Source organism: Leucobacter sp. L43, from assembly GCF_016597785.1.
Lineage (GTDB): Bacteria > Actinomycetota > Actinomycetes > Actinomycetales > Microbacteriaceae > Leucobacter > Leucobacter alluvii.
The window spans coordinates 1,259,168-1,275,897 of the sequence record NZ_JAENJG010000001.1; the positions used below are offsets into that span (position 1 = coordinate 1,259,168).

Consider the following 16,730-nt stretch of genomic DNA (forward strand, 5'->3'; position numbering starts at 1 on the left):
GTTTCGAGCAAACCCGGCAAGTCTAGCCCGCCTCTTCCTCGGTCGGAGACGAGGCGGCGATCCCATCGGCGATGAGCTGCTGCACCGTCGCCCAGTCCGGGGCCTCTGGATCGATCGCGGGCGGAACGAGCTCGACGTTGACCGGCTCGTACCCGCGGGCGTCGGCGGCGAGGTCGACGAATCGGCCGAGCATGGAGTCAGGGATGTCGGTGTCGACGAGCTGCGAACCCGCCGAGAGCACCTCCTGGAATCGCGCGAGGACGTTCTGCGGATTCATCTGCGCGAGGATGGCCGATTGGAGTTCGCGCTGCCGCTGCATCCGCGCGTAGTCGCCATCGGCCGACCCGTACCGCGATCGGGCGTACCAGAGCGCCGTGAACCCGTCCATCTGCTGCTCGCCCGGCTCGATCCAGCCTTCGACGCCGACCAGCTCGCCCGTCATCTCGTCGACCTGGCCTCCGATCGGCAGGCGCTCCTGCACGTTGATGGTGATGCCCCCAAGCGCGTCGATGAGGCTCTCGAACGCGTCCATGTTCACGAGGACGTAGAACTGCACTTCGAGTCCCGTCGCCCCCGAGACCGCGTCCTTGGTCGCCTCGATGCCGGGCGACGATCCCTGGGAGACGGCGTCGGCGTACATGCCGTCGTACGACGGCGATCCCGAATCCTCGAGTTCGGTGACGAGCGAGTTGAGGTTGCCGGTGGTGAAGCAGTAGTAGCCGCCGCCGTCCACGATCTCGTAGTTGTTGACCTCGTCGCAGTATCCCTCCGGATAGACGGGGGCGAGAGGAGAATCCTCGGGGAACGGGGTGTCCTTGAGCTCGCGCGGCAGTCCGACGATCATCGACTGCCCGGTCTCGGCGTCGATGCTGACGAGCGAGATGCTGTCGGGACGCAGGCCCTCGCGGTCCGATCCGGCGTCTGTGCCGAGGAGCAGGATGTTGTACCGGCCGTCGACCGGCGCGACCGCCGGTGCACTGCGGAAGAGGTCGCCAATGAGCCCGCGGCCGGCTCCGACGGCGTTTCCGGCCCAGGCGGCGCCAGCGGCGGGGACGATGGTGAGCAGCACCGAGAGCATCGCGACCGGAACGCGCCACCCGCGCTGCACGCGCACGAGCTTCGTGAGCCGGAGCGTGTCGATGCCGAGCACCACCCAGATCACCGCATAGATGAAGAGCAACCACTGCACGACGAGCAGCACGATGCTGTTCGTGAAGAACGTGAGCGTCGCCGTGCGCGCGAGCAGCAGGCTCACGCCCGCGATGATGACTCCGACGACGAGGATCGCCGTGGCGATGAGCCCGAACCGACCGAGGCGGCGGTTGCCGGCGACCACCTGAGCGGTCCCCGGCAGGATGAAGCCGAGGATCACGAGCCATCTGGCTCGCTTGCTCATGAGCGGTTCTGACGCCAGATCGGGGTGGCGCAGCGGCCGCTCGAGGTCGAGCGTCATGCGCGGTATCCCGCAGGGTTCCCGGACTGCCAGTTCCACGAGTCGCGGCAGGCCTCGGCCAGGTCGCGGGTGGTGCGCCATTCGAGCTCGGTGTTCGCGAGCGACGGATCTGCCACCGTCTCCGCAACGTCACCCGATCGCGGCGCTTCGATCGCATAGGGGACCGGCCGGCCGGAGGCCGTCTCGAAGGCTCGCACGACCTCGAGCACGCTCGAGCCGATGCCCGATCCGAGATTGTAAGTGGAGACGCCGGGGGTGTTGTGCTCGAGCGCCGCGACGTGCCCCTCGGCGAGATCCATCACGTGGATGTAATCGCGCACGCCCGTACCGTCGACCGTCTGATACGTGTCGCCGAAGACGCTGAGCCGCTCGCGCTTGCCCACCGCGACCTGCGCGATGAACGGCATGAGATTGTTCGGGATCCCGCTCGGGTCCTCCCCGATGCGCCCCGAGGGGTGCGCCCCCACGGGGTTGAAGTAGCGGAGCAGCACGGCGCCGAGTTCGGGCCACGCGACCTGCGCATCTCGCACGATCTGCTCGTTCATGAATTTCGACCACCCGTAGGGGTTGGTGAGGCCGACGCCCGCGGGGTGCGCCTCGTCGATCGGGGAGTACTGCGGGTCGCCGTACACGGTGGCCGATGAGCTGAAGATGAAGTTCGTGATGCTGCGCTCGCGGAGGAGGTCGAGCAGCACGATCGTGGAATCGAGGTTCACCCGGTAGTACCGCGTCGGCTGCGCCACCGATTCGCCGACGGCCTTCAGCCCGGCGAGGTGGATCACCGCGTCGAAGGCGACATCTGCGAGCGCACTCCGCGCCGCATCCCGGTCAGCGAGGTCGGCCTCGACGATCTGCACCGTCGCCCCGCTCAGCTCCTCGACGCGCCGCACCGCCTCGCGACTGCTGTTGGAGAAGTCGTCGAGCACGATCACCTCATGGCCGCGTTCGATCAGAACGAGTGCAGTGTGCGAGCCGATGTAGCCGGCGCCGCCTGTCAACAAAACACGCATGGGGACAGGGTACTTCGCGGATCGTGGGGGAAACCTCAAGCCGCACCGCAATGATCTGCTTTGCGTGCCGAGAATGTGCCGACCGGTGCTCGCTCACCCCGCCTGCGTGAGCGGCTGGAGCATCGGCGAGACACGTCGAGAGCGCGAAAACTCGGAGCGCGCCCCGAATTGTTGCAATTACGTCTCACTCCAGTGCTTTACGCCGTGGCGCACAGCCGCTCTCAGCTTCGCATTCCATACAATGTGGAGTGCGGGCTCGTACCGCACGCACGTGAGATGACGATTCGAGGGGAGTTCGATTGGCGACGCTCACCCTCATCGCCGACCCGTTCCCCGATTGGGAAGCCGCGGCGCACGCCTCAGCGGCTCGTGATCTCGCACAGGCGGTCGCTGAAACCGCTCCGCGCAGTTGCAGCGCCCGATACCTGCTGGCTCGCGGCGGCGAGATGCCGGACTTCGCATCTCCGCGACTCGCCACGGAGATGCTTCCGCTGCGCGCCAGCGTCCTGCCGCTCGTCTGGCAGAACGGCGCCACCGCTCGACCTCTCGACGGCGAGTTCGTGCACGCGCTGACTCCGATGATGCCGCTGCGATCCCGCGGCGACGATGACGGCTCGCAGACCTCGGTCACGATTCCGCACAGCATCGCCTGGGAGGCGCCGTCGCTGCTCGGGAATTCGCAGGCGCGCCTCTTCCGCGCGTTCGCGCGACGGGCCGTCAAGCACGCCGACATCATTCTCACTCCGACGCACGCCACTGCGCGCGTGCTGCAGCAGCAGTACGGCAGCGACCTCCCGGTGCAGGTGTTCCCGCTCGCCACACCCTCCGCCTTCGCCGCGCCCGCTGACGCTGCGGAGCGCCGGGACGCGTGGGGGCTCCCCGATCGCTTCGCGGTCACCACGGCCCGACCCGGCGAGCACGGCAGACTGGAGTGGGTGTTCGACGCGATGCGCAGCGACGAGCGCCTTCCGCCGCTCGTCGTCCTCGACGGCCTGGATCCGCAGGGCGCGACCACCCGCGAGAAGGACCGGGAATCCGCTCTGGATATCCCGCAGGACCTGCAGGGCCGAGTGCACACGGTGCGCATCGCAGATCTCTCGGACGTGGGCGCGGTGCTCGCCGCAGCCCTGGTGCTCGTCCAGCCGCAGTCGTTCGCCGGAACGGGCTACACCGTGCTCGCCGCGCTCGACGCGGCCGTGCCAGTGGTGCACGCCGGCCACCCCGCCACGGAGGAGCTCGTTCTCGATGCGGGCGTGTCAGGAGATACCGCGGAAGCATTCGCCCGTGAGTACCACGACCTGGTCGGCCAGACCGGTGCTCTGCCCACGCTCACGGTGCTCGCATGCGACCGGAGCCGAGGGTTCAGCTGGCGCGCTTCGGCCTGGAACCTCTGGGAGACCCACGCGAACCTGTAGCTCGCGTGCGCTGCCGTTCGTGCCGGTGACCTGCGCTGGGTCGCGGCTGATCGACGGTTACTCGGCGGCGATGCGCGCCTTGAGCGCATCGTTCTTCTCCCCCACGGCGGCAGTGAGGCCGTCGGCGTAGTCGGCGAGGCGCTTCGCGATCGTCGTGTCGGATGAGCCGAGGATGCGCGCCGCAAGAATCCCTGCGTTCTTCGCGCCGCCGATCGACACGGTCGCCACGGGAATGCCGCCGGGCATCTGCACGATCGACAGCAAGGAATCGAGTCCGTCGAGCTTCGCCAGCGGCACGGGAACGCCGATCACCGGAAGCGTCGTCATCGACGCCACCATGCCTGGCAGATGCGCCGCTCCGCCCGCACCCGCGATGATCACGCGGAGACCGCGGGCGGCGGCCTCGCGAGCATAGGTCACCATCTTGTCGGGGGTGCGGTGCGCGCTGACCACCTCGACCTCGTGGGCGATGCCGAACTCGCGCAGCACCTGCACGGCGTCCGTCATGACCGAGTAATCGGAATCGGAGCCCATGATGACGCCGACGAGGGGTGCGGAGGATTCAGCCATGCTCTCCATCGTATCGGCGCGCAGGATCACTCGAAGTGCTGGGCAGCGGCGACCGCCTCCGCGCGCACCGCATCGAGCTGCTCGCCCGTCACGGTGACATGCCCGACCTTCCGTCCAGGCCGCGGCTGCTTGTCGTAGCTGTGGAACTTGGCGCGCGGGTGCGCAGCGAGGGCCTCGGCGTATCGCACCGGCATCGGGCCTTCGGCCGGCCCGCCCAGCACGTTCACCATGACCGCTGCGGGCGCGGTCATGGAGGTATCGCCGAGCGGCAGGTCCGCGACGGCGCGAAGGTGCTGCTCGAACTGGCTCGTCACCGACCCTTCGATGGAGAAGTGCCCCGAGTTGTGGGGGCGCATGGCCAGCTCGTTGACGAGCACCCGACCGTCGCGGGTCTCGAACATCTCGACGGCGAGCACACCGGTGACATCGACGCCCTCGGCCACGATCGCACCGATACCGGCGGCCTGCTCGAGGACCTCGGCGCGGTCGGTCGGGGCGGGAGCGAGCACCTCGGCGCAGACGCCGTCGCGCTGGATCGTCTCGACGACCGGCCAGGTGCGCGTCTCCCCGCTCGGCCGACGTGCGACCAACTGCGAGAGCTCTCGCACGAAATCGACGAGCTCTTCGACGAGCAGAGAACCGCCGTTCCCGTCTTCGGCGAGCGCGGTGAACCAGTCGCGGACCTCTGCGGCGTCGGAGATGACGCGCACGCCCTTCCCGTCGTACCCGCCGCGCGCGGTCTTCACCACGGCTCGTCCGCCGTGCGCGTCGAGGAAGACCTGGAGATCGGTCTCGTCGGCGGCGGCGGTCCAGTCCGGGATGGGAACCCCCAGCTCTGCAAGCTTCTCGCGCATGACGATCTTGTCTTGCGCGTACTGCAGCGCATCCGGGCGCGGGTGCACGGCGACGCCGCGCGACACGAGCTCGTGCAGGATCGACTGCGGCACGTGCTCGTGGTCGAACGTGATGACGTCGACGGTCTCGGCGAACGCGTACACCGTCTCGGCGTCACGGTAGTCGCCGACGACATCAGCAGCACGCTCGGCGCTCGCTCCCTCGCTCTCGGCGAGCACGCTGATGCGCAGCCCCAGGTGGATCGCCGGGGGAACCATCATGCGGGCGAGCTGCCCGCCACCGATCACGCCGATCTTGATGCTGCCGTTTTGCGTCACGTCTCGCCTCTCGGGTTCGCGTCGTCGGCGCAGTGCGACGCCGACTCACGCCTCCATTCTGCCGCATTGCCGCGAATGCGCATTCGCGCCGCGGGCCGGGCGCCTGCGCAGCGCGAGATGAACCGACGCGCGGGAACACTTCAGCGCGCCGGGCGCGGCAGCGGGCTGGGCGCGGCACACTAGTAGCTATGCACGATGCCAGCGAGCCCGCCACGGATGCCGCGAACCACGACGGCATCTCCGAGATCATCGCTGAGTTCTCCGAGGTCTTCGCCTTCGCGCGCACTCGGTGGGCGCGGTACGCGGAAGAGGTGGACCCCGAGCTCAAAGGCATCGGCATCATGATGCTGCAGCTGATCCTGCGCAAAGGCCCGATCTCCGCGACGGGGATCAGTCAGATGCTCGACATGGATAAGGCGATGGTGAGCCGGCAGGTGACGAAGCTGCGCGAGCTCGAACTGGTCGACACGCAGCCAGCGGCCGAGGATCGCCGTGTCGTACTGCTCACGCCGAGCCCCAAGGCGGAGGAGCTGCTCGGTGCCATCCGCCAGAAATGGGCGCACGCGTACCACGAGCGCTTCGCCGATTGGAGCCCAGGAGAGCTCGAGCAGTTGCGCGTCTCGCTGCACCGGTTCAACGCATCCGCCGACGGTATGAGCAGCGAGCCCTTCGGGCCCCGCCGCGGGCGGGACCACCGAGGCGAATCCGACGGCGCCGGATCGACGCCGACGGGAGTCGACTCCGCCGATCCTCCCCGGCAGTAGGGCCGGCCCCTTCGTCTCACCCGCCGTTCGCCGATCGTTCACGCAGCCGTTACCCCACGGGCGGCCGTAACCAAGTCGTGACTTATACAGTGGCCACATGACGACCTCATCGCCGCTCCACGTGCAGTTGTACGAGGAGATGATCCACCGCATCCGAACGGGCGCGTGGCAGCCCGGCGAGAAGGTTCCGAGCGAGAAATCGCTCATCGCCGAGTTCGGCACATCCCGCGGCCCCGTGCGCCAAGCGCTCGCCGCTCTGCGCGCCGACGGCATGATCGTGGGTGGCCGGGGAACCCCGCCTCGTGTGCAGCACACCGCTCCCCCGCAATCGTTCGATACGTTCATCTCGTTCAGCGAGTGGGCCCGCGAACTGGGGCTGACGCCCGGCCAACGCGTCATCGAGGCGAGTCGCCGATCAGCGACCGAGGAGTGCGCCCGCGAGTTGCAGATCGCCCCGGATGCTCCGGTGATCGAGATCATCCGTGTGCGCTACCTCGACGAGAAACCTGCGATGCTCGAGCGCTCGCTGTTCCCGTATGAGATCGGCAAGCACCTGCTCGGCACCGACTTCCAGCACGGCAGCGTGACGCAGGCACTCGCCAACGTCGGAATCGTCCCGACTCGCGCGCGCCACGTCATCGACGCGATCGCAGCGCACCCGCTCGAGGTGGAGCAGTTGCACATCGCGCCTGGCAGCCCACTGCTGCGGGTGCGCCGCCTCGCCTACAACGAGTTCGGCACCGTCATCGAGAGCGCCGACGACCGGTATCTCCCGACCATGGCGACATTCGTGGTCGAGAACAGCGCGAAGCACCGCAACCATCTGTCCCGTCACACGGCGACCCCGGCGAGCGGCCTCCTCTCCCTGTACGACGGGGCTGGCCGCTAACCGGATCCGAGGTCCGGAATGTCGCGTCGCAGGACGCAGGCGGTGCCTTATGCGGCAGCGGTCTGCAGCGCCGGGATCTCGGACATCGAGGCGGTCACCATGATCGGAAGGTGATCCGACGTGCCGCGGTCGAGCGTACGCACGCTGTCGATGTCGAGGCCCATCGAGGTCGCGAAATCGAAGTGGCCTCGGAACATCTTGTATCGCGTGTAGGTGCGCTTGTCGCTGAGGCTCAGCTCGTATCCGGTGTCGCGCATCTCGGTATCGAGGCGTCCTTTGAACACCGGGTAGTTGTAGTCTCCGACCATGAGTGCCGGCAGACCGGGCCCGAGGTGGCGCAGCTCGGCGAGGGCGGCGTGGATCTGATGCCGGCGCAGCGAGTTGAGCGCCGTGAGCGGGGCCGCGTGGAATGAGGCGACGACGAGGTCGCGCTGCAACTCCGAATCATGCATCCGCACGCCCAGGAGACGCTCGTGAGCGGGGGCGAGCAGACGGTCGTGCAGTGACTTCTTCAATTGGAACGTGTGGGCGGAGCGCGTGTGGAAGCGCCCGTCGCGCACGTACATCGCAAGACCGAGGCGGTTGCGCTCGGTCGCGTGCACGAGTGAGAGGTGCCCGAGTCGTGCGGGAAGCGCGACGGCTTCAGCTTCTTGCAGGCAGAGCACATCGACGCCGTGATCGTCCGTGAGCGCATCCAGCTCACTGAGGGCGCGGTTCTTCCGCAAGTTGTAGCTGATGACCTTCATATCGCGTACCTCCATGTGGTCGTGCAGGGCGGCTGAGCCCAACAGAAGACACCCTACGCCCGGCGGCCTGTGGAGTCAGCGTGTCACTCCTGACAAATCACTCAGCTTCCCGCTGGCGCCGTGCGGGGCGTTGCAGTGCCCCGGGCGCACCGGACCCGAGGCGCACCGCTGCCCCTGCTACAGCTGGCGCAACCGCACCTCGAGCGTGCCGATGATCATCTGCTCCGTCACCGGAGCGACCCGGCCCGGTTCGAGCTGCGTCGCGGTTCCGTCGGCGCCGACGAGCGAGACGCCATTGGTCGACTGGAGGTCCTCGATCGACCAGTCCTCGCCTGCGCGGCGCAGGCGCGCGTGCGACTTCGACGTCGTACGCGTCGGATCGGTGATCTGCAGCACCGACGACGCCTCACGCGCCTCCGGCTTGCGACCGATGACGATGTCGTCGCCGTCGAGTTCGAGGAGTTCGCCGCCGGGCAGTTCGAGCGCCCACCGCGAGCGTCGCGACACGACGACCGTGTGATCTTCGTCGAGCCCGCCCGGTGCGGCGACCGGAGGCGCGACAGGCGGCGCGACCGGCGGCATGGCAGAAACGGGCACCGACGGCGTCGTGGCGGGAGCCGTCGATGCCGCGACCGGAGCAGTGGGTGGAGCGACGGAGGCGGCGGGAGTCGGCGCAGCGGGCTCGGGCGTCGGCTGCGCTACGGGCTCGGCCGCCGGCTGGGCTGCGGGCTCGGCCGCCGGCTGGGCTGGAGCGCCACGGTCGAAGATCGACGGCTCAGGAGCGGGCTCAGGGGCGGGCGTCGGAAGCGGCTCCGCCCCCGGGCTCACGGGAGGGTGCACGGGCACTGGGGGTGGAGCGGGCGCTGCTCGCTGGTCGCTCTCGGGAGCCTGCGACAGCACTGCGGCTGACGGCTCGGGAAGGACCATCGGGCCGGACTCGTGCTCGACGTTGGTGTCTTCGACGGCGGGCCAGGAGAAGGGGCGCGGAGGGGCTTCCCCGCCGAGTGGCTGCGGCGCGCGCGGCGCGACTCCCTCAGCCGCGAGACGCTCGAAATCGCCTTCTGTCGTATTGCTGAACCCCCAGTTGTTCACGACCGGCTGCTGCGCGCTCGACCCTGCCTGCTGGTTCTGCGCGGGCTGCTGGTGCTGCACCGGCTGCTGGCTCTGCACCGGCTGCGGGGGCGCGGGCTGCTGCCATCCGCCATTCGCAGGTTCCGGCACGGGGGCTGCGGCCCACGGGTCCTGCGCAACCGCCGGCTGCTGCGGCACCGGAGGCAGGCCCTGCCAACTGGGATCGTGCTGACCCGCTGCGGGCTGCGGCGCGAAGCCGGCAGTCCCGTACGCCGGAGCACCGGCGTAGCCGGCTCCATCGGCCCCGAAGCCATCAGCCGCGGGGTAGCCGGCGGCGGCGTATCCCGCTGCGTCGAACTCTCGATCCCGCAGCTGAGCTGAGAAGAGGGTCGCCCACAACGGCGGGATGAACGCTCCGAGCACCGTGAAACCGGCGCCCTTGCCGAACTCGGTGTTGATGCGGTGAATCGCGATGATCGAGACCACGAGCACGATGATGCTGAGACCCGGAACGATCATGAACAGCGCGAGCCAGCCCGGGAGACCGCCCCGCTGAATCAGCTGCCACTGGTTCCAGAGCGGGATCCAGCCCCACCCGGAGGGCAGTCCGAGGTAGGGGAAGAGTCGCGAAAGCGACCAGAGGTACCAGACGTAGACCGCGAGGCCGACGAGCGACCAGACACCGAAGACGAGGAAGAACCCAGCACCGAGCTGCGTCGAATTCTCGTAGACCATGAATCACTCTTTTCCGTTGGGCGATGTGGCAGGCTGCCGATCGGCACGGCAGCCTCGCGATCGGGGCGCGACGCGGCGGTAACTCTGACAGGGTACCGTTCTGGGGCCCATTCGAGAATCCCGGCGATCACGACTCGTCATGCGGGGCGTCTTGCGACGACGGGGCGTACGCGAGTTGCACCACCTGATACCCGCGCGACCGCGAGATGACCTGTGCGCGACCCGGGGCGCTCGGAACCGCCTTGACCTTTCCGATCAGCTGGCCCTCTTCGGGATTTCCGCTCAGCAGGATGCCGGTGACGCCGAGATCGGTCATGCCCTGCAGGATCGGATCGTACGCCGCACGTGACGCGCCGCCGGAACGGCGCGTCACGACGACGTGCAGTCCGAGGTCTCCGGCCTGGGCCAGGAGCTGCGCGAGCGGTGCCGCTGGGTTGCCCTGCTGCGTGGCCACCAGATCGTAGTCGTCGATGAGAATATATCCTTCGGCCCCGGTCCACCAGCTGCGATTGCGCAGCTGGTCTGCCGTCACGTCGGGTCCGGGGAGCCGCGCCCGGAAGAACTCGACGAGCTGGTTCACCGCACCGGCGGCCTGCTCGGCGGTCGTCAGGTAGGCCCCGAGGTAGTCCTCGGGAATCTCGCCGAGGTGCGCGCGCCGGTAGTCGATCATGAAGATGCGGGCCTGGCCCGGCTCGTAGCGACGCGTGATCTCGTGCACGATGCCGCGCAGCATCGACGACTTGCCCGAACCCGAGTCGCCGTACAAGAACAGGTGCTGTTCGCGAGCGGGGTCGATGCCGATCGGCGCGAGTTCTGCCTCGTCCAGTCCGAGCAGCAACTGCTGGGGGTTCGCGGCCGGATGCTGCCGCAGTTCGTCGAGCGGCAGGCGTTCCGGCAGCAGACGCAGTTTCGGGCCCTGCTCGCGCTGCCAGGCGCTGCTGACCTTTGCGACGAGGTCGTCGACGCCGTCGACGAGGGTCTCTGCTGCCGTGTCGGTGTCGATGCGGGGAAGGGCGGTGAGCATCTGGAGGCCGGAGGGATCGAGGCCGCGACCAGGCAACGCCGATACGTTCGCCGCCGCACGGCGGTTAACCTCGGAGTCGGCGGCGTCGCCGAGTCGCAGCTCGATGCGCCCACCCATGAGGTCCTTGACATTGGGTCGGATGTCGAGCCAGCGACTCGCCGTCAGCACGATATGCACGCCGAAGCTGAGGCCGCGGGCCGCCAACTGCTGCACGGGAGCCTCGAGGTTCTCGTAATCGCTTCGGAGCGTCGCCCACCCGTCGACGACGAGGAAGATGTCGCCGTAGCCGTCGTCGACGATTCCCTGCTCGCGCCGTGCACGGTACGTATCGATCGAGTCGATGCCGTGCGCGCGGAAGTATGCCTCTCGTGCGTTGAGGAGCGACGTGACCTCGGCGACCGTGCGACGGATCACCTCCGGCTCGCCTCGCGTGGCGAGGCCCGCGAGATGGGGGAGATTGCGCAGCCCGGCGAAGCTGCCGCCGAAGTCGATGACGAACACCTGCACCTCGTGCGGGGTGTGCGTGAGCGCGAGCGCCGAGACGAGCGTCCGAGCCGCGGTGCTCTTGCCGGAGAGCGGAGCACCCACGATCGCGACGTGCCCTGCGGCACCCGACAAGTCGAGGGTGAGCACGTCCCGTCGCTGATAGAGCGGCACGTCGACGATGCCGACCGGAACGGTGAGTCTGCGATGCTCGCGCCAGCGGGGAGCGTGCAGGCCGAGCTCGTAGCTGACCGCGAGCTTTCCGAGCAGCTGGTCGAGCGTCGCCGGCTCCTCCAGCGGAGGCAGCCACACCTGGTGCGCGGCCGGCCCGATGCCGGACATCCGGGCGACCGCCAGCTCGAAGGTGCTGCGCGTCTCCTCCGGTTCTGCCGCTGCGAGCTCCTCGGCTCGACGCTCGGCTTCGGCGGCCTGACGCGCTGCCTCGTCAGCGGGGTCGGTGAGCTGCTTCGCAGCCGCCGTGAACGGGGTGATGCGCACCGCGCCCGGCGCAGCCGACGCATCGTCTGCTGCGATCGCGCGTCGTGCGGGCGGTGGTCCGGAAACATAGGCCGCGCGGAACTGGGTGAGGTTGTCATCGCTGCCGACTTTGAGCAGACCGCCGCCCGGCTCCTGCGGCAGGTGATACGCGTCGGGTACGCCGATGACGGTGCGCGACTCAGCCGCAGAGAAGGTGCGCAGGCCGATGCGATACGAGAGGTGCGTGTCGAGTCCCTTGAGGCGCGACTCCTCGAGTCGCTGCGAAGCGAGCAGCAGATGCACGTGCAGCGAACGACCCAAGCGGCCGATCGCGACGAACGATTCGATGAACTCGGGCTTCGCGCTCAGCAGCTCGGAGAACTCGTCGGCGACGATGAGCAGCGCGGGCAACGGCGGCAGGTCGCTGCGACCGTTCTTTCTCGCCTTCTCGTACTCGCCGACGTTCACGAAGTTCCCCGCCGAGCGCAGAAGCTCCTGACGCCGCGTCATCTCGCCCTGCAGGGCGTCCTGCATGCGGTCGACGAGGCTGATCTCCTCGCCCAGGTTGGTGATGATCGCCGACACGTGCGGCATGTCGGCCATGCCTGCGAATGTCGCACCGCCCTTGAAGTCCACCAGCACGAAGTTGAGCTGCTCGGGCGAGTGCGTCAATGCGAGCGAGAGCACGAGCGTGCGCAGCACTTCGGACTTGCCCGAGCCCGTGGCGCCGATGATCAGACCGTGCGGGCCCATGCCCTGCGAAGCGGACTCCTTGAGGTCGAGGATCAGCGGGGCGCCATTCGTGTCCTGCCCGATCGGCACGCGCAGCCGGTCTCGCTCGGGCAGATATCGCCACTGCTGCTCGAGGTCGAGATCACGGACGTCGGGCAGGCTCAGCAGCTCGAGCAGCTCCTGCTGTCGCTTGCTCGCTCGGGATACCGACCCGCCGCCGCCGCCTTCTCGGTGCAGCGGTGCGAGACGGCGCGCAACCGCTTCCGCCTCGACCAGGCTCATGTCGTCGGGCGCGATGGTCTGCGCCTGCGTGCGCCCCTCTGCCACCTCTGCAGTGCCGGAGCCGATGTAGACCCGTGCGGTGTACGCATCATCGTTGTCGTCCCAAGCGCTCGGCAGGTCGAGCACGGTGATTCCTTGCAGGCCACCGGCGAATACCGAGTCACTGGGCGGCACGGTGGCGCCGTCGACGACGACGAGGAGGTGCGGGCCGCTGGAGGGCGAGCCCCCGCCTGCCGAGAATCGCGGGCGTTCGCGCAGATCCGCCGGGAGCATGCGGAGCAGGGTGTCGAGATCCGAGCCGATCATCCGAGCCGGGCCGAGCGAGTCCCTGAGTCGGGTGGACTGCGCATGCGGCAACCACTTCGCCCACTCCCACTGCGGGAGCGATTCGGGGCCGGCAGCGATGACGATCTGCAGGTCGTCGGGACTGTGCAGCGCTGCGAGGTGGCAGATCATGCCCCGAGCCAGGCCCCGGATGCGTTCGACGTCGTCGCCGACGAGCTGCACGCTCCGGTAATGCGAGACGCGCACATAGGTGGGCAGGTCCGGTTGGGTCTCATGCGTTGCGAGAAAGCGGTGCGCCGCCGTCGTCGCCACCGGATCGAGATCTGCGATCGGAGGCAGCTCTGGGGCGACCAGCGTGAGCGCGAGCGGCTGTTCGCAGGTTCCGACGCGCACCGTGAGGAAGTCGTCGTCTGCAGCGCCGCGCTCCCACACCCTGGTACCGTCTTCGACCAGATAGCTCAGCGTCTCAGGGGCGGGATAGCGCCAGTTGCGCTCGCGGCGCTGCGCTTTCGCCGCGGTGCGCACGGTGTCGCGCAGATCGGTGAGGTACGCGAGATACTCGCGGCGCGAGCTCAGAATCGATGCCTGCCGCGTCGCCCGCTGCCGCCAGCCGTTCACGAAGACGAACCCGAGCGCCGAGATGAGGAACATTCCACCGGTGATCCAGCCCGTCGGACCGGCGTTGCTCACGGAGACCATGATGATCGCGCCCACGCTGCCGAGCATCGGAAGCGCCGAGGTCAGCAGACTGCTGCCTCCCTCGGAGGGCTCGATCTCGGGGGGCGCCTGCAGATTGACGCTGCCGGAGGGCACGCGCGGCGGCGCGAGTCGACTGCTCATCGATGTGCTCCTTCGAGCCGGTGTTCGGCCCGGCCGTTCCCTGGTGCTGCCACCGGTTCAGACTACCAACGGCTCCCGACGCGGATGCAGCCCTTTTCCCCCGTCGCGCCACCTCGGGAACGATTAAGCTCTCGGACAGGAGCGGGTCATCGGCGCAGCGCCCCGATCCGCGGTCGACGCGAGCGTCGACGCTGATGAGAAACGTGCATGAAGGGATACTTCGGTGGAGCTCGCTGAGGGAACGGCCGCGACGCCGCCGGCCGCGTGGTACCCGGATCCGGCCGGCAGCGGCATGCTGCGCTACTGGGACGGATCGGGCTGGACCGGTCACCTCGCCCCGGCTTCGACGCCGGCGCCCCAGGCCGACCCGGCGCACCCGCATGTCCGGCCCGCATACGCGCGGGCTCGCAGACCGCCCCACGAGCGGGTTTGGACGACGGGCACGATCGTCACGCTCATCGTGTGCGCTCTGCTGGTCATCGCGACGGTTCCGGCGCTCGCCTGGCTCGCGGGCGCCAAGGCGCACGCACTCGAGGGCGGCGCGGCGGCGGCCGTCGAGAAGTTCCTCGCCGCTGCGACGACGGGTGATCCGGCGTGGCGCGACGCAGCCGATCCAGCGCTGCATCCCGAGACCGACGACAGCGCCACCCCGCTCTACGGAGATATCGCCTCAGCAGAGCAGCTCGGCCTCACCCTGGACTACCGATACGACCCCGGCGATTTCGTCTATGCGAACGCCGGGTCGAGTTACCTCACCGGCGAACCGCAGACTGCGGACACTGTGTCCGTTCCCGTCGCTCTCACCTATGACTACACGGTCGATGGCGAGTCGTTCACTTCAGAACTCACGCAGGCCCTCTGGCTCACCCGCCCCTTCTACTACGATGGAGACGACGAGCCGAGCGCCTCCGATGCATCGCGCGCGCCCTCGGCCGTCGGCCCCTGGCGCGTGGCGGGGATCGCGGCCGGATCGACCATCGACTTCGACATCGCAGGCGACGAATTCGAGACCACGTTCTCCGATGCCGGCACCGGGAGCGACTAGAGCGTCTGCGCCGACCCGAAATCGATGATTCTGGAGATGTCTCAGCTCTCGCGTCAGGACGGCATGCTCAGCAGCTCGTGCCTGGTGCGACAGGGGGACGCACGACTGCGCCCCGACGACCTCGACCCGCAGGCGGTTGCTGCGAAGTTTCCGGTGATGAACGAGTTCAGCACGATCCCCGACGACGTCATGGGAGCGGAGGTCGGCTACGACACGCTGCCACCGCTCTCCCAATACCCGATCACGATGGGCGATACGCAGTACGTCTTCACGATCGCGGCTACCCCGAGCGGTGGCGCAGGCGTGCAGGGCCAGACGCTCCGGTTCATCCAGGTCGCAGAGGTGGCGGGCGAATGAGCGCAGACACGAGCAGCGCGGGTGCCTCCCGCGAAAGCGGCGACGTTGCGACGCAGCCGCGTCGAAGAAACCGCCGGGCAAGACTGGCCCAGCTGATCGTCATCGCGGCGACCGTGCTCTGCCTCGGCGTCGCAGGTTCGGTCGCCGCCCTGAACTGGCCCACCCCGTACCCGGCGGGGCAGGCAGCGGCGGTGCCGGCTGGCGACACGACCCCAGCCTGGGTCGAGGAGGACTACGACGCTGAGACGAGCAGCTACGATCAGGCGTGGTTCGACATGAACGAGGCCCTGCAGCAGCACGATCGAGAGCTGTTCCTCTCGTATGCGGAGGGTGACGCGCAGGCGCAGCTGGCGCTGTGGTGGGACAACCTGTCCGCACTCGGCTGGACCACGGGTTTCATCGCCCCGAACACCGACGCCGATGGGTCCCAGCTGGTCAACATCGGCGTCGACCTCGGCTTCCCTGCGAACGAAATGCGCGGGAGCGGGGCGGCCGACGCTGGGCTGATTCTCACCCAGGGCAGCTATTACCGCATCACGACGACGGGCAGCGGCGATTCGCTGCGCATCACCTCTTTCGTGCCGCGCGACGTGATCCAGCCCTGGGACGACGGCAAGATCTACGTCGAGCGACGCGACCACGTCGTGCTGTTCGCACTGGAGGACGAGCGAGAGTTGGTGACGCGCACCATCGACGAAGCCGAAGAGGCGGCAGTGACGACCCTCGAACTCGCCACGCGCATGGGCGGTGACGTGCCGCAAACCGGTTTCACCTCGGGCATCACGGCGAGCAATGAACGTCTCGAGCGGTGGCGGTACGGAAACTTGGAGAAACCGGAGGGCGAGATCGACGCCGCCGGGTTCGCCCGGTCGAGCTATCGCCCCCAGGGCTCGGAGATCATCGACCCGAGCATCGCGACCGGCCAGGCGACCGGCGGCACGACCGTCGTACTGGGGCCCGGTGCCGACTTCGACCGGCGCGCGGTCTTCATCCACGAATTCGCCCATGCGATCCACTACACGGCGGCGCCGTCCCAGAGCTGGGCCACCTCGACGGCGGCGCTCGAGGGCTTCGCCCGGTATGCCGAGTACGCCTCCGGCGCCGCGCAGTTCATCGCCTATCCGGAGCTGAAAGCCGCGGTGGCGTCGCTGGGCGTCGACGTGTTCTCCGACGAGCGCATCTACCAGGAGGCCGGGGCGCTCGAAGCCTACGACGCCGCCGGATCGTACTATCTCTTCGTCGCGGAGAACGGCGGCGACCCGTGGGCGCTCGCGGTCGACTCGGTCACCGAGGGCCGACCCATCTCCGAGGTCGCCGCGGCATCCTCCGCTGCGCTCTCGGCCGAGAACTGGCAGCTCTGGGTCGCGGGCCAGTAGGCCG

At 68.6% G+C, this 16,730-nt stretch carries 13 protein-coding genes; 6 read left to right on the forward strand and 7 right to left on the reverse strand.

Going from position 1 to position 16,730, the window contains the following annotated elements:
• Positions 1–22: 22 nt before the first annotated feature.
• Positions 23–1,453: an LCP family protein gene (locus JE033_RS05905; protein WP_200330067.1), complete on the reverse strand. Its 1,431-nt coding sequence runs from the start codon at positions 1,451–1,453 to the stop codon at positions 23–25.
• Positions 1,450–2,463: a UDP-glucose 4-epimerase GalE gene (galE, locus tag JE033_RS05910; protein ID WP_090146713.1), complete on the reverse strand. Its 1,014-nt coding sequence runs from the start codon at positions 2,461–2,463 to the stop codon at positions 1,450–1,452. Before galE ends, JE033_RS05905 begins: the two co-directional genes overlap by 4 nt.
• A 299-nt stretch (positions 2,464–2,762) precedes the next feature.
• Between galE and JE033_RS05915 the strand changes: the two genes are divergently transcribed.
• On the forward strand, positions 2,763–3,878 hold the full coding sequence (locus JE033_RS05915; RefSeq protein WP_200330069.1) for a mannosyltransferase: 1,116 nt from the start codon (positions 2,763–2,765) through the stop codon (positions 3,876–3,878).
• A gap of 57 nt (positions 3,879–3,935) precedes the next feature.
• Here JE033_RS05915 and purE read toward each other — a convergent pair whose 3' ends face one another.
• A complete protein-coding gene (gene purE / locus JE033_RS05920) occupies positions 3,936–4,448 on the reverse strand; it encodes a 5-(carboxyamino)imidazole ribonucleotide mutase (protein ID WP_200330071.1) in 513 nt (170 codons plus the stop codon).
• A 26-nt stretch (positions 4,449–4,474) separates the two neighbouring features.
• Complete coding sequence (locus JE033_RS05925; RefSeq protein WP_200330073.1) at positions 4,475–5,620, reverse strand: 5-(carboxyamino)imidazole ribonucleotide synthase; 1,146 nt, start codon at positions 5,618–5,620, stop codon at positions 4,475–4,477.
• A gap of 188 nt (positions 5,621–5,808) precedes the next feature.
• Between JE033_RS05925 and JE033_RS05930 the strand changes: the two genes are divergently transcribed.
• Both JE033_RS05930 and JE033_RS05935 read left to right on the forward strand, forming a co-directional pair.
• Positions 5,809–6,384: a MarR family winged helix-turn-helix transcriptional regulator gene (locus tag JE033_RS05930; protein ID WP_200330076.1), complete on the forward strand. Its 576-nt coding sequence runs from the start codon at positions 5,809–5,811 to the stop codon at positions 6,382–6,384.
• A 97-nt stretch (positions 6,385–6,481) separates the two neighbouring features.
• Positions 6,482–7,273, forward strand: a complete 792-nt coding sequence (locus JE033_RS05935; protein WP_200330078.1) for a GntR family transcriptional regulator — start codon at positions 6,482–6,484, stop codon at positions 7,271–7,273.
• A 47-nt stretch (positions 7,274–7,320) separates the two neighbouring features.
• Here JE033_RS05935 and JE033_RS05940 read toward each other — a convergent pair whose 3' ends face one another.
• The 3 genes from JE033_RS05940 to eccCa all read right to left on the reverse strand — a co-directional run bounded on the left by JE033_RS05940 (position 7,321) and on the right by eccCa (position 13,948).
• A complete protein-coding gene (locus JE033_RS05940) occupies positions 7,321–8,019 on the reverse strand; it encodes an endonuclease/exonuclease/phosphatase family protein (RefSeq protein ID WP_090146703.1) in 699 nt (232 codons plus the stop codon).
• Between the two features lie 177 nt (positions 8,020–8,196).
• Positions 8,197–9,825 carry a DUF5684 domain-containing protein gene (locus tag JE033_RS05945; RefSeq protein WP_200330080.1) on the reverse strand — a complete coding sequence of 543 codons (1,629 nt, stop codon included), beginning with the start codon at positions 9,823–9,825 and terminating at the stop codon, positions 8,197–8,199.
• A 127-nt stretch (positions 9,826–9,952) separates the two neighbouring features.
• Positions 9,953–13,948, reverse strand: a complete 3,996-nt coding sequence (eccCa, locus tag JE033_RS05950; RefSeq protein WP_200330082.1) for a type VII secretion protein EccCa — start codon at positions 13,946–13,948, stop codon at positions 9,953–9,955.
• 223 nt (positions 13,949–14,171) lie between these two features.
• On the opposite strand from eccCa, the gene JE033_RS05955 reads away from it, so the two are divergent.
• The 3 genes from JE033_RS05955 to JE033_RS05965 are packed head-to-tail and all read left to right on the forward strand — an operon-like array spanning position 14,172 to position 16,726.
• A complete protein-coding gene (locus tag JE033_RS05955; protein ID WP_200330084.1) occupies positions 14,172–14,993 on the forward strand; it encodes a DUF2510 domain-containing protein in 822 nt (273 codons plus the stop codon).
• A gap of 36 nt (positions 14,994–15,029) precedes the next feature.
• On the forward strand, positions 15,030–15,350 hold the full coding sequence (locus JE033_RS05960; RefSeq protein WP_200330086.1) for a hypothetical protein: 321 nt from the start codon (positions 15,030–15,032) through the stop codon (positions 15,348–15,350).
• The gene (locus JE033_RS05965; RefSeq protein WP_200330088.1) at positions 15,347–16,726 is read left to right on the forward strand and encodes a hypothetical protein; all 1,380 of its coding nucleotides are present in this window, start codon (positions 15,347–15,349) and stop codon (positions 16,724–16,726) included. Before JE033_RS05960 ends, JE033_RS05965 begins: the two co-directional genes overlap by 4 nt.
• Positions 16,727–16,730 lie beyond the last annotated feature (4 nt).